This window comes from Thiocapsa rosea, assembly GCF_003634315.1.
In the GTDB taxonomy this organism is placed as follows: Bacteria; Pseudomonadota; Gammaproteobacteria; order Chromatiales; family Chromatiaceae; genus Thiocapsa; species Thiocapsa rosea.
The window spans coordinates 2,801,668-2,814,438 of the sequence record NZ_RBXL01000001.1 but is presented as its reverse complement, the minus strand read 5'-3'; the positions used below and the strand labels follow the sequence as shown (position 1 = coordinate 2,814,438).

The 12,771-nt window shown below is 64.4% G+C and carries 11 protein-coding genes; 3 read left to right on the top strand and 8 right to left on the bottom strand.

Translation table 11 applies throughout. The features are described 5' to 3' along the window. Positions 1–22: 22 nt before the first annotated feature. The 4 genes from BDD21_RS12500 to BDD21_RS12485 all read right to left on the bottom strand — a co-directional run bounded on the left by BDD21_RS12500 (position 23) and on the right by BDD21_RS12485 (position 3,286). Positions 23–814 carry a uroporphyrinogen-III synthase gene (locus BDD21_RS12500; protein ID WP_120797444.1) on the bottom strand — a complete coding sequence of 264 codons (792 nt, stop codon included), beginning with the start codon at positions 812–814 and terminating at the stop codon, positions 23–25. Further along, the gene (hemC, locus tag BDD21_RS12495; protein WP_120797443.1) at positions 814–1,740 is read right to left on the bottom strand and encodes a hydroxymethylbilane synthase; all 927 of its coding nucleotides are present in this window, start codon (positions 1,738–1,740) and stop codon (positions 814–816) included. The genes BDD21_RS12500 and hemC overlap by 1 nt, the downstream gene beginning before the upstream one ends. A gap of 332 nt (positions 1,741–2,072) precedes the next feature. Next, positions 2,073–2,903, bottom strand: coding sequence for an NRDE family protein (locus BDD21_RS12490; protein ID WP_245969564.1), 831 nt, complete (start codon positions 2,901–2,903; stop codon positions 2,073–2,075). 164 nt (positions 2,904–3,067) lie between these two features. Continuing rightward, on the bottom strand, positions 3,068–3,286 hold the full coding sequence (locus BDD21_RS12485) for a hypothetical protein (RefSeq protein WP_120797442.1): 219 nt from the start codon (positions 3,284–3,286) through the stop codon (positions 3,068–3,070). Between the two features lie 184 nt (positions 3,287–3,470). Here BDD21_RS12485 and BDD21_RS12480 point away from each other — a divergent pair, with 184 nt between their 5' ends. The 3 genes from BDD21_RS12480 to BDD21_RS12470 all read left to right on the top strand — a co-directional run bounded on the left by BDD21_RS12480 (position 3,471) and on the right by BDD21_RS12470 (position 8,259). After that, on the top strand, positions 3,471–6,329 hold the full coding sequence (locus BDD21_RS12480) for a 2-oxoglutarate dehydrogenase E1 component (protein WP_120797441.1): 2,859 nt from the start codon (positions 3,471–3,473) through the stop codon (positions 6,327–6,329). After that, on the top strand, positions 6,326–7,597 hold the full coding sequence (odhB, locus tag BDD21_RS12475) for a 2-oxoglutarate dehydrogenase complex dihydrolipoyllysine-residue succinyltransferase (RefSeq protein ID WP_120797440.1): 1,272 nt from the start codon (positions 6,326–6,328) through the stop codon (positions 7,595–7,597). Before BDD21_RS12480 ends, odhB begins: the two co-directional genes overlap by 4 nt. Before the next feature lie 188 nt (positions 7,598–7,785). Further along, positions 7,786–8,259, top strand: a complete 474-nt coding sequence (locus tag BDD21_RS12470) for a DUF29 domain-containing protein (protein WP_120797439.1) — start codon at positions 7,786–7,788, stop codon at positions 8,257–8,259. Positions 8,260–8,313: 54 nt separating this feature from the next. Here BDD21_RS12470 and BDD21_RS12465 read toward each other — a convergent pair whose 3' ends face one another. The 4 genes from BDD21_RS12465 to lnt all read right to left on the bottom strand — a co-directional run bounded on the left by BDD21_RS12465 (position 8,314) and on the right by lnt (position 12,763). Further along, positions 8,314–8,937 (bottom strand): flavin prenyltransferase UbiX, encoded by a 624-nt coding sequence (locus BDD21_RS12465; protein ID WP_120797438.1) that lies wholly within the window; start codon positions 8,935–8,937, stop codon positions 8,314–8,316. 195 nt (positions 8,938–9,132) lie between these two features. Further along, positions 9,133–10,491, bottom strand: coding sequence for a UDP-N-acetylmuramate:L-alanyl-gamma-D-glutamyl-meso-diaminopimelate ligase (mpl, locus tag BDD21_RS12460; protein ID WP_120797437.1), 1,359 nt, complete (start codon positions 10,489–10,491; stop codon positions 9,133–9,135). A gap of 160 nt (positions 10,492–10,651) precedes the next feature. Further along, positions 10,652–11,173, bottom strand: a complete 522-nt coding sequence (locus BDD21_RS12455) for a hypothetical protein (RefSeq protein ID WP_342769623.1) — start codon at positions 11,171–11,173, stop codon at positions 10,652–10,654. Between the two features lie 66 nt (positions 11,174–11,239). Further along, a complete protein-coding gene (gene lnt / locus BDD21_RS12450; protein ID WP_120797436.1) occupies positions 11,240–12,763 on the bottom strand; it encodes an apolipoprotein N-acyltransferase in 1,524 nt (507 codons plus the stop codon). Between the last annotated feature and the right edge of the window lie 8 nt (positions 12,764–12,771).

Genomic DNA, 12,771 nt, shown 5'->3' with positions numbered 1-12,771 from the left:
TTCCAGACACTCGCTGTCGGGATCACGATTCCCGGAAATGAACTGATGTCCCCGACGTGACCAGCGCGCATAGGGTCCGCACGATCGCCGCATCCTCGGCACGCTCGGCCACCTCGACCCGGACAAACCCCAACCCCCGAGCCTTCTCCGCCGTTCGTTCCGCCACGACCACCAAGGGCGTGGCAAGCAATGGAGCACGGCCCTCGGGGCCGAGCATCTCCATCAGGTTCAGCATGATCTCGTCGCTGGTCGCGGTGACCATCGCCACGGTGCCGGTCCAGCGCGACAGCAGCGGTGCTGGATCGAACGCCGGTCGCAGACGACGGTAGACCTCGGCAAAGTGCACCTCGGCCCCGCGGTCACGCAGCGTATCGGCGAACAGTGCACGCCCTCCTTCGCCGCGCACGATCAGCACGCGACGGCCGCGCATGTCGGCCAGCTCGGGCATCGCCAGCAGCGTCTCGCTGTCGAAGCGCTGCTCCGGGACCAGATCCGGCGCACGCCCGGCGTCGGTCAACGCCTGAGCGGTCGCCCGCCCGACGGCCGCGACCTTCTCGACCCCCGACCAGGACCCGTCCGGCACCAAGGCAAGCGCCTGCTCGACCGCATTGGGGCTGACGAAATAGAGCATGTCCCAGGACTGCGACAGCAACGCGACCGCCTCGCGCGAATCGGCGGCCGGCGCAATCTCGATGCTCGGTACGCGGATCGCGCGGCCATTGGCCGCCTCGACCAAACGGCAAAGCCCGTCGGCTTGCGCCGCGGGCCGGGTCACCAAGACGCCGCGCCCGCCGAGATCACAGGGCGCAGGCATCACGGCTCCTGCAGTGCGCTCAGGATCTCGCCGGCACCTTGGGCGAGCAGAGCGTCGGCGACCCGCGTCCCGATCGCCTCCCAATCCTCGCGCGGGCCATCGGACTCGGCGCGCAGGATCCGGGATCCGTCCGGCGTCCCGACCAATCCCTTCAGCACAAGCCGATCGCCCTCGATCAGGGCATGTCCGGCGATCGGCACCTGACAGCCGCCGTGCAAACGCGCGTTCATGGCCCGCTCGGCGAGCACCCGGTCCGCGGTGTCGCGGTGATGCAGGGGCGCGATCAGATCATTGGTGCGCGGGTCCGCTCTGCGGCACTCGATGCCGATCGCGCCTTGGCCGATCGCCGGCAGGCTGTCCTCGGGAGAGATCCGGCCGCGGATGCGCGACTCGAACCCCAGACGCATCAGCCCGGCGGCAGCCAGGATAATCGCGTCGTACTCCCCGGCATCGAGCTTCGCAAGACGGGTGTTGACGTTGCCGCGCAACGGCTCGATGCGCAGGTCGGGACGCCGGTCGGCGAGCTGGCACTGACGGCGCAGGCTCGAGGTGCCGACACAGGCGCCCCGGGGAAGACTGTCGAGATCATCAAAGCGGTTCGAGACGAAGGCATCGCGCGGGTCCTCGCGATCCATGATCACCGCCAGATGGAGACCCTCGGGAAAGTCCACCGGCACATCCTTCATCGAATGCACGGCGATGTCCGCCACGTCCTCCAACATCCCCTGCTCGAGTTCCTTCACGAAGAGGCCCTTTCCGCCGACCTTCGCCAGCGGCGCATCGAGGATCTTGTCGCCCTTGGTGGTCATGCCGACGATCTGGATCTCGAGTCCGGGGTGGAGATCGGTCAGCAGCGCGGACACGTGCTCGGCCTGCCACATGGCCAAGGGGGATTTACGGGTGGCGATACGGATGATGTTCGACATGGCGGATCCTAAAGGGGGTCTCGATCGGAGACTGATTCGGAAACAGGGACGTACGATCACACCCGCGCGGACGAGACCACTGAACCACGAAGGCGGCGAAGGGATGCGATTGTGTCACAGCCGACGCAGGGATTCGAACCGCCTAAACTGCGTCTCGGAGCCACATGGCTGCTCAAACCCTTTCTCGACGCTGCAGACGCCGACGAACGACGGAGCGGACGCAGTTTAAATAATTGTTTTTAATATCCTAAATTGCGTCCAGCGCGGAGCCCGAGGTATCCACCCCGGGCCGCCGCAAACTGCAAGCATCCCGCCTCGTTCGGGGACGCAATTTAGCTGGGGACTCGGAGGAATGGGGCTTCATCCGGCCTCCCCTCCGCATGCAGCCAGATCGGACCGCTGCCGTAACCGGGATACAGGGGGATGGCGATCAGCGCCGAGGATCGCGTGCCGAACCCGTCGGGCCGCTCGAACGTCATGGCGCACTCGGATCCCGCATCCGGATGGCCCTGATTCGATGCCAGCCCCTGATTCGATGCAAGTAGGTTCCGCCAGGCCGTCCACTCGTCGGCATCGGGATCCGGGATCTGGGCCGCGACGAACCGCGGCAGATGCTCGGCGATGCGCGGCTCATCGAGATCGTCGAGCTCGCTCGCGCTCAACATGTGCAGACCGGCGGAGATCGGGTGGACGCGGATATCGCCGTCGCCTCCGTGGCGCAGCCAGTAGGCCGAGCGCGGATCGGCCAGCACCAGATTGAAGGGCCGATAGGCAGCAGGATCCAGATCCGCCAGTGCCCCGGCCGCCTCGGAGGCTTCGGCATGGTCGAGCGCATCCAAGACCAGCTCGCCGCGGCTGCGTTTGCCGGGCAGGGATCCGAGCGTCCCCCGACGGTTCATGACCGCGGCGACGAGGCCATGGTCGTTCACCCCGAGCCAGCTCCCGCCGGACGCCAGGTCGAGCCCCGCGCGCACCTCCGAGCGGTCCGACCAATGTCGGCCCGGCGGGCGACTCGGCCGCGTGCGCATCTCGTCGCGATTGGCCGCGATCAACACCGGCCAGGGATGCCCCGGACGCCTCAGAATGACGAAGGTACACATGAATTGAAACCCCTCGGGCAGGAGAGTGCCTTCCCGTGCGCATTCATGATGCGAGATCGGCATCGCATCGAACAAGGCTCAAGGCGGCGTGCGATTCGGATCGAATAAAACATCATTAAATTCTTACATTCGGATTCGGTCATTCGGAGTCGGCTCGATCGTCGATCCTGTTCAATAAAACCCGCCGGCTGGGTGGACGCGCGAGACCGAGGTTCACCGAGCGCCGATCAAACCGGTCGCTCGCGCTGGACCTTCGCGACCTTGGTCGAGACCGTCTTGAGCAAAAGCTCGAACGCCTTGCGCTGGGTCCGTTGATTCGCACTCGTCGGCTCGCCGATCATCTCCAGGCGCGCCTGGAAGTAGGCGATATCGGCCTCGAGCCGCGCCAAGCGGATGCGACGACGCTTGCGCTCGGTCAGATCCGCCGCGAAGGATTGCGTTTCCATGCGACCGTCGGCCCCGTCGATCACGGCGGTGGAGACGGCCGACCCGAAGATCGGCGATGATGTTCGCTCGGTCCTTGCCGCGCGACGCCGATTGGCCTGAACACGTTTGCCAAGCGCTTCGGGACTTGTGTTATAAACATCGATAATCCATCTATAAAATCAACTCAGAGAAACAACACCGAGCATGAGCGCAATCCTCGAGCTGTTTCGCAGTTCCGGCGCCCTTTACGGCGGCAATGCAGCCTTTATTGAAGATCTCTATGAACGTTATTTGAAGGATCCGGAGAGCGTCGATTTAGCCTGGCGCGAGCGCTTCCATGTCATGCACCAGGAGGCGGCCAACGAGGTCGCACACGGACCGGTGCGCGAGAACTTTCTGCGGCTCGCCCAAGAGAGCCGTACCCGCGCACGCACACGCTCCACCGAGCGGCTCGAGCCCGCCGCGGCGGAAAAACAGGCCGCCGTCCTCTCCCTGATCAACGGCTACCGCTACCGCGGCCATCAGGTCGCCAACCTCGACCCGATCAAGCTGCGCGACATCCCCAAGATCGCGGACTTGGATCCGGCCTTCCACAACCTGGAGCCGGACGACATGGACCAGGTGTTCCACACGGGCTCCTTGTACGCCCCGGACCGCATGCCGCTGCGCGACATTATCGTAATGGTCGAGCAGATCTACTGCGGCACGGTCGGCTCGGAGTACATGCACATTACCGATACCCAGGAGAAACGCTGGATCCAAAAGCGGCTCGAGGGATATCGCGCAATACCCGAACTCGACACCGCCGATCGGCGTTGGCTCTTGACCCTGCTGACCGCCGCCGAAGGCTTCGAGAAGTATCTCCACCAGCGCTATGTCGGCCAAAAGCGCTTTTCGCTCGAAGGCAGCGACGCCCTCATCCCTCTGCTGGACGAGTTGATCCAGCGCGCCGGACGCAAGGGCCAGAAGGAGCTGGTCATCGGCATGGCCCATCGCGGGCGGCTCAGCGTGCTGACCAACATCTTCGGCAAGCCGCCGCAGGACATCTTCGACGAGTTCGAGGGCCGGGTCCAGATGGATTGGCGTCAGATGGCCGGCGACGTGAAATATCACATGGGCTTCGCAACCGACATCGATACGCCCGGCGGGATCGTGCATCTGGTGCTGGGCTTCAACCCCTCGCATCTCGAGATCATCAACCCGGTCATCGAGGGCTCGGTGCGCGCACGCCAGCGGCGGCGCCACGACCGCAGCGGCGATCAAGTCCTGCCCGTGCTCATCCACGGCGATGCAGCCTTCGCCGGCCAAGGCGTGGTCATGGAGACGCTTCAGCTCTCCCAGACGCGCAGCTATTCCACCGGCGGCACCGTCCATATCGTCATCAACAACCAGATCGGCTTCACGACCAGCAACCCGCTCGACACCCGCTCGACTCTCTATTGCACCGATGTCGCCAAGATGGTGCAGGCGCCGGTCTTTCATGTGAACGGCGACGATCCGGAGTCGGTCATCTTCGTGACCCGGATGGCGCTGGACTTCCGCAACCAGTTCCACAAGGACGTCATCATCGACCTGGTCTGTTACCGACGTCTCGGCCACAACGAGGCCGACGAGCCCGCGGTCACCCAGCCGATGATGTACAAGAAGATTCGCCGGCATCCGACCCCGCGCGCCGTCTATGCCGACCGCCTCGTCGCCGACGGCATCCTCTCCAAGGACGAAACCGACGCCATGGTCGCCGATTATCGCGACTCCATCGAACAGGGCGTGGTGGTCGCGCGCCCGGTGCTGTGCGGGCTCGACCATGCCTACCGCGTCGATTGGGGCTTCTGCCGCAACACGGACTGGGATCAGAACGTCGACACGGGTGTCCCGGTTGAGAAGCTCCGCGAGCTCAGCGAGGCCATGCTGCGCGTCCCCGATGGCTTCGAGCTCCACCCCCGGGTCGAGAAGCTGTGGGAGGAGCGACGCAAGATGGCGCAGGGCGACCAGCTGCTCAACTGGGGCTTCGCGGAGAATCTGGCCTACGCCACCCTCCTCGACGCAGGCACACCGGTGCGCCTGTCCGGACAGGATGCCGGTCGCGGGACCTTCTTCCATCGTCACGCCAAGATCCACGATCAAGTCACCGGCAACGCCTATACCCCGCTGCAGCACATCGGCGAACATCAGGGCGCTTATATTGCGATCGATTCGCTCTTGTCCGAAGAGGCGGTGCTGGCCTACGAGTACGGATTCGCGACCGCGGAGCCGAGTTCATTGACACTCTGGGAGGCCCAGTTCGGGGACTTCGCCAACGGCGCCCAAGTGGTGATCGATCAGTTCATCACCTCCGCCGGAACCAAGTGGGGGCTGTGCTGCGGACTTGTGATGCTGCTCCCGCACGGACTCGAGGGCCAGGGCGCCGAGCACTCCTCCGCCCGTCTGGAGCGCTTCCTGCAGCTCTGCGCCGAGCACAACATCCAGGTCTGCGTGCCGACCACGCCGGCTCAGATGTATCACCTGCTGCGCCGCCAGATCGTCCGCGACTACCGCAAACCGCTCATCGTCATGACCCCGAAGAGCCTGCTGCGCCATCGTCTCGCGGTCTCCGCGCTCGACGAGCTGACCAGCGGTCATTTCCAGACGGTCATCCCGGAGATCGACCCGATCGACCCCGCGCAGACCGAGCGCGTGGTCTTCTGCTGCGGTAAAGTCTATTTCGATTTGCTCGAAGCGCGGCGTGCGCGCGGCCTGACGAATGTCGCCATCATCCGCATCGAGCAGCTTTATCCCTTCCCCAAGGAGCATTTCGACCGCGCGCTCGAGACCTACGCCACCACCGAAGAGATCATCTGGTGCCAAGAGGAGCCGCAGAACCAAGGCGCTTGGGATCAGATCAAACACCGCTTCCACAACCTGATGCAGGACGGGAAGCGGCCCTATTATGTCGGCCGCCCATCCTCCGCCGCACCGGCCGTCGGCCACCGCGCCGCGCACGTCGAGCAGCAGGATCGGTTGATCGACGAGGCCCTGACCGGGCACTTGAACCCCAGCATGAATAAAAGGATCCCGCCACAATGAGCAGTGAAGTCCGTGTCCCCGCCCTCCCCGAGTCGGTTGCCGACGCCACGGTCGCGACCTGGCACAAACGCCCGGGCGATTCGGTCAAGCGCGAGGAGAACCTGGTCGATCTGGAGACCGACAAGGTCGTGCTCGAGGTCCCCTCGCCGATCGACGGTATCCTCGGCGAGATCATGGCCAAAGAGGGCGATGTCGTTCAGTCCGATGCCGTGCTGGCACTGATCGAGGCGAGCGAGGCCGGGGCAGCGCCGTCGGCGCGCGAGTCATCTCCGCCGTCAGCCAAGGCCGCGCCTGCCACCGCCACGCCTGCCAAACCCATGCCGCCGAGCCCTGCGGCGAAGAGCGCACCGGCCGGCACCGAGCCCCAGGTCGCCCCCGCCGCACGCCGCCTGGTGAAGGAGCTGAATCTCGACCCGCACGCGATCCCGGGCACGGGCCGCGACGGGCGCATCCACAAGGCCGACGTCATCGCCTATCTCGACGAGCGCGAGCAGGCCGCTCCGGCAAAGGATCCGGAGCTGACCCCCGCGGCGCCCGCGCCCAGCCCCAGCCTCACCGGCGAGGCCGGCCGCCCCGAGCAGCGGGTGGCCATGACCCGCCTGCGTGCACGCGTCGCCGAGCGCCTGGTGCAGGCCCAGCAAAACGCGGCCATGTTGACCACCTTCAACGAGGTCGATCTCAAGGCCGTTCTCGCACTACGTAGTCGCTACAAAGACCAGTTCGAGAAGACCCACGGGGTTCGGCTCGGCTTCATGTCCTTCTTCGTCAAGGCCGCCGTGGAGGCCCTGCAACGCTTCCCGGTGATCAACGCCTCGGTCGACGGGGACGACATCATCTATCACGGTTATTACGACATCGGCATCGCGGTGAGCTCCCCGCGCGGTCTGGTCGTGCCGATCCTGCGCAACTGCGACCAGCTCAGCATGGCCGACGTCGAGCAGGGCATCGTCGCCTTCGGAGAAAAAGCGCAGAACGGAAACCTCAGCTACGAAGAGCTCACCGGCGGCACCTTCTCGATCACCAACGGCGGGGTCTTCGGCTCGCTGCTCTCCACGCCCATCCTCAACCCGCCGCAGAGCGCGATCCTGGGAATGCACAAGATCCAGGAGCGCCCGATCGCAGACAAGGGCGAGATCAAGATCGCACCCATGATGTATCTAGCCCTGACCTACGACCACCGGATCATCGACGGACGCGAGGCGGTGCAGTTCCTGGTCAGCATCAAGGAGACGTTGGAGGATCCGGCGCGGTTGCTGTTGAGGATCTAAACCGCGCCCAGCGCGATATGCGATGTTTTGGATGGGATCGGCCCCGGCAGACTTCACAACCGTTGGAGTCTGCGCGGTTTAAGGAGCCTGGAAACGGCTCAAAGATAACCTGCCCATCAGTAGAGTGAAGAAGCGCGCGGGTGTCTGAACGACGCCCGCCGATTGATCAATTAGAGGACGGTGTTCCGATGACCGACCTAGACCGACTGTACGAGCAGGACTATCCAGCCTGGGCAGCCCAGACGGCCGCTCTGCTGCGGCAGCGGCGATTCGCCGAGCTGGATCTTGACCATTTGATCGAGGACTTGGACGACATGGGCAGGAGTCAGCGGCATGAGCTGGTCAACCGTCTGCGCGTGCTGCTCGCGCATCTGCTCAAGTGGCAATTCCAATACAGCCGACTGTCCGAGCGCTGGGCGGACTTCGAAGGCAGAAGCTGGCGCAACACCATCATCGAGCAACGCGCTGCCCTGTCATATCTGATGGAAAAAAACCCGGGGCTGAAACGCGTGCTCGAGGATGCCATCGGGGAATCCTATGTCCAAGCAGTCAACCTCGCCGCCGACGAGACAGGACTTCCGGCCACGACCTTTCCGGCCGAATGTCCTTATCAAAGTGGGCAGATCTTCAGTCGCGACTTCTATCCCGAAACGACCGGCTGACCGAGCCATAACACCCGGCCCGATGCTCGGCACGCTCATACCGCCGACCCGGCACTACTCCCCCCAACGCGCCATCAGCCGATGCGGCACGTCCAAATGGTCCAGGATTCGGGCCACCATGAAATCGACGATCTGCTCGACACGCGTAGGCTTGAAGTAAAACCCCGGATTGGCCGGCATGATGACCGCACCGGCGCGCGCGAGACGCAGCATGTTTTCGAGATGGATGGCGGTAAAGGGTGTCTCGCGGATCACCAGGATCAGCTTGCGCGACTCCTTCATGGTGACGTCTGCTGCGCGATCGATGAGCGAGGTCGAAACACCCGCAGCGATGCTCGCAAGCGTGCCTGTCGTGCAGGGGCAGATGACCATGGCGTCGGGTGGATTGGAGCCGCTCGCGACCGGAGCGGTCCACTGCTGGCGACCGAAGACTCGCAACTGTCCCGGTTGCGCATCGAAGTAATCCAGGAAGAATGCCTCTGCCTCGGCGGGCCGGGCCGGCACCTCCAGATCGGCCTCCATCTTGAGCACGACCTGGCCGGCTTGGGAGATCAACAGATAGACCCGCATCCCGGCGGCGAGCAGACACTCGACCAGACGCAGCCCGTACTGGGATCCGGAGGCCCCGGTCAAGGCGACCGTGATGGTCTTGGGCCAGTCATGAAGCGGCTCGGACATGCGCGTTCCCTCTGTGCCTAAACCGCGCCAGGTGCGGTATGCGTCATTTGCTGGAATGGCTTGGCCGCGCCAGCTCCGACGACTGTCGGAGCTGGCGCGGTTTAAATTAAATTTTAAACCGCGTCTCGCCGAGATCGAGGAAACCTCCGACGCCGAACACAAAGTGAAAATCACCCATTTCGCTCTGGACGCGGTTTAGCGCTCCCGCGCCAGTCCGTCCAGGAGCTTTTGGTGGATTCCGCCGAAACCGCCGTTGCTCATGACCAACACCTGATCGCCCGCACGACACTCGGCAACCACCGCAGCGGCGAGAGCGTCGAGATCGGCATGCACCGCCGCACGCTGCGCAAGCCCCGCGAAGACGGCCGCGGCATCCCAACCCAGATCAGCAGGTGCGAAGACAAATACCCGATCGGCCGCATCGAGCGAGGTGGCCAGCTCGCGATTGTGGACACCCAGACGCATGGTGTTGGAGCGCGGCTCGAGCACGGCCAGGATGCGCTGCTCGCCGACCCGACGGCGCAAGCCTTCCAGAGTGGTCCGGATCGCCGTCGGGTGATGGGCGAAGTCGTCGTAGACGCACACACCCGCGACCTCGCCGCGCAGCTCCATGCGACGCTTCACCCCGTTGAACCGACCCAGGGCGGCGATCCCGGCACCGACCGGGACACCCGCGTGTCTGGCCGCGGCCAAGACAGCGAGCGCGTTGTGCACGTTGTGCAGACCCGTCTGACCCCAGTCGACCTCGCCCAGCGGGCGATCATCGAGCAGCACTTCAAAGCGCGAGCCGTCGGGCAAAAGCAGCCGCGCGGTCCATTGTCCCGCCTCGCCGAAGGACTCGCGCGGTGTCCAACAGCCCATCGCCAGCACCTGATCGATCGCCGGTTCGGCACCCGGATGGACGATCAGGCCGCGACCCGGGACGGTACGTACCAGATGATGGAACTGGCGCTGGATCTGGCCGAGATCGTCGAAGATATCGGCGTGGTCGAACTCCAGATTGTTGAGAATCAGGGTGATGGGTCGATAGTGGACGAATTTGGACCGCTTATCGAAGAAGGCGGTGTCGTACTCGTCCGCCTCGACCACGAAAAAGGGTGTGGAGCCCAGGCGCGCGGACAGCCCGAAATCCAGCGGCACGCCGCCGATCAGGAAGCCGGGCGCGAGACCGGCGTCCTCCAAGACCCAGGCGAGCATGCTCGCGGTCGTCGTTTTGCCGTGCGTGCCCGCAACGGCCAGCACCCAGCGATCGGCCAACAGATTCTCGCGCAGCCATTCCGGACCCGAGCAATAGCGCAGGCCGCGATCCAGCATCGCCTCGACGGCCGGAATGCCCCGTTTCATGGCGTTGCCGACCACCACCACATCGGGCGCAGGTTGGAGGTGGCTCGGATCATAGCCCTCCATCAACCCGATGCCCGCTGCCTCGAGCTGGGTGCTCATCGGGGGATAGACGTTGGCATCCGAGCCCGTGACCCGGTGACCGAGCGCACGCGCCAGAAGGGCAATGCCGCCCATGAAGGTGCCGCAGATGCCCAGGATATGCAGATGCATGGGTGTTCAGGCTCCTCGGAACTGTTCAAAAACAATCAACACAACTCAAGCGAATACCCTTCGAGCCGTTGTCGTTGTCGTTGTCGTTGTCGTTGTCGATTACGACAACGACAACGACAACGATCAGGTCCGGTGCTCAGTTTCTTTCTGACAGGTCGCCTCAGGTGCCCGCGAAGGCGATGCCCATCAATAGAACGACGCCGACCTTGAAGGCCACGGCAATCGCCGCACCCTGACCGAGCGTAATCTGAAAGGTGTGACGCAGGATGTGACCGGTCACCACCACGCTCCACACAAAGACCACCAGAAGCAGGAGCGCGCCGAGTGCGGCCAGATCGGTCTCTTGCGAACCGGTCGGATTGAAGCTGAGCGGAATCAGCGCGATCACGCCGATCACCACCCCGCTGCCCAGAAGCGCCGTTGCGGACTGGATGAAGCGCGCATCCAGACGCATGAGGCGCAAGGCGAAAAAGAGTGCTCCGAGCGTCGCCGCAAGCTCGAACAGGGTCTGCGCGACGCTCGCGCCGATAGACAAATCGGCGACGAGGCCGATCATCACCCCGACGACGAGGCTCGCGAACGCCACGACGGCGAGCAGGACCTCCGAGGCCGGAAGATCCTGCGGGGTTCTGCGCAACGCACACAGCTCAACGAAAAATAAGATCAAGGCCTGCACGGTCATATCCTTCGGCGATACCTGACTCAATCATAACCGCCCATGTCGCTGCTGCGGCAACCTTCATCGCAATCACCTGCCGATCGAGCGCGAGGACACACGGCGTACGACGCCCGCACCGAGCAGCACCATGACCGCTGCGAGCCCGATCGCCGGCCCATTGCCGAACCGCACATAGGGCGTTGCGCCGGCATAGGGCCGAACATCTGTCGCAAAGTCCCCGCGCACGAACGCGGGGACCGTTCCGAGCACCCGTCCGCGCTGGTCGATGATCGCCGAGATCCCGGTGTTCGTGGCACGCAACAGGTAGCGCCCGTTCTCAAGCGCCCGCATCCGCGCCATTTCGAGATGCTGATGCGGCGCCAGCGAATCGCCGAACCAGGCATCGTTGCTCACGTTGATCAGAAACTCGGCCTCGGGCAGGGCCTGCGAGACCTCCGCCGGGAAGGCGTCTTCGTAACAGATAGAGACACCCGCCAGGCGATCGCCCACCGCAAGCAAGGGACGCTCGGCACTGCCGCGACTGAAGTCGGACATGGGGACCTCGAACAGATCCACCAATGGCCCGAGCCACGCCTTAAACGGCATGAACTCGCCGAAGGGCACCAGATGCCGCTTGGCATAGAGGTCCTCCCGGCTGCCGAGACTCAGCAAGGCGTTGAAGTGGCGCCCGGTGTCCGACTCCATGACCGGGATGCCGAGCACGATCTCGGTCCCCTCCTCCCGTGCGCGGGCGGCCATGGGCTCGATCAGGACGTCGCGCACATGATGCAGAAAATCCGGGATGGCAGTCTCGGGCCAGACCACCAACTCGGCGTCGAGATTTCGCTCGGTCAGCTCCCAGTAGATCTCCATGGTCGAGACGAGCAGATCCGGATCCCACTTCATCGCCTGCGGGATACTCGCCTGCACGACCACGGCGCGAAAGCCCGGCCCCGACGGCGCGGTCCAGGAGACCTGTTTCAGGAGCAGCCCCCCGCCCCAGATCAGGACCAGCGCCGCAGCCGCCGCGACGCGACCCCGACCGGACCGGAGCAGGAGCCCCCAAAGCAACCCGGCTGACAGCAGAATCAGCAGACCGACGCCGTACACACCGAGGATCGGGGCAAAACCGCCGAGCGGTCCGTCGATCTGGGTGTAGCCCAAGCTCAGCCAGGGAAAACCGGTAAACAACCAGCCGCGCAGCCACTCGACCAAGAGATAAAGACCCGGGAACAGAAGGAGCGGAACCCGCCAGGCCGGTCCACGATCCAGGCGCCGAACCAGCCAACCCACGAGCCCGAAAAAGAGCGCGATCGTCGCCACGAAGACCCCGGTCAACAGATGCGCGACCCAGGCATCCATGTTGCCGAACTCGTTCAAGCTGATCCGGATCCAGAAGACCCCGAAGCCCATCAGTCCGACGCCGAAGAGCCAACCCACGAGAAAACCGAGCCGAGTCGAGGCGCCGTTCAGGGCGACCAAGAACCCTAAGAGTCCGATCAGGACGAACGGATACCAACCGAAGGGCGCAAATCCGAGCACCAGGAGGGCGCCGCTTGCGCAAGCAAGCAAGGACCGCAGAGGGGGGGCAAGACGTGGCGAGGGCAAGACCATCTAGGGAC

Coding starts and splice junctions, on each gene's coding strand:
- BDD21_RS12500 (WP_120797444.1), bottom strand. CDS start 814: ATGCCTGCGCCCTGTGATCTCGGCGGGCGCGGCGTCTTGGTGACCCGG.
- hemC (WP_120797443.1), bottom strand. CDS start 1,740: ATGTCGAACATCATCCGTATCGCCACCCGTAAATCCCCCTTGGCCATG.
- BDD21_RS12490 (WP_245969564.1), bottom strand. CDS start 2,903: ATGCCGATCTCGCATCATGAATGCGCACGGGAAGGCACTCTCCTGCCC.
- BDD21_RS12485 (WP_120797442.1), bottom strand. CDS start 3,286: ATGGAAACGCAATCCTTCGCGGCGGATCTGACCGAGCGCAAGCGTCGT.
- BDD21_RS12480 (WP_120797441.1), top strand. CDS start 3,471: ATGAGCGCAATCCTCGAGCTGTTTCGCAGTTCCGGCGCCCTTTACGGC.
- odhB (WP_120797440.1), top strand. CDS start 6,326: ATGAGCAGTGAAGTCCGTGTCCCCGCCCTCCCCGAGTCGGTTGCCGAC.
- BDD21_RS12470 (WP_120797439.1), top strand. CDS start 7,786: ATGACCGACCTAGACCGACTGTACGAGCAGGACTATCCAGCCTGGGCA.
- BDD21_RS12465 (WP_120797438.1), bottom strand. CDS start 8,937: ATGTCCGAGCCGCTTCATGACTGGCCCAAGACCATCACGGTCGCCTTG.
- mpl (WP_120797437.1), bottom strand. CDS start 10,491: ATGCATCTGCATATCCTGGGCATCTGCGGCACCTTCATGGGCGGCATT.
- BDD21_RS12455 (WP_342769623.1), bottom strand. CDS start 11,173: ATGACCGTGCAGGCCTTGATCTTATTTTTCGTTGAGCTGTGTGCGTTG.
- lnt (WP_120797436.1), bottom strand. CDS start 12,763: ATGGTCTTGCCCTCGCCACGTCTTGCCCCCCCTCTGCGGTCCTTGCTT.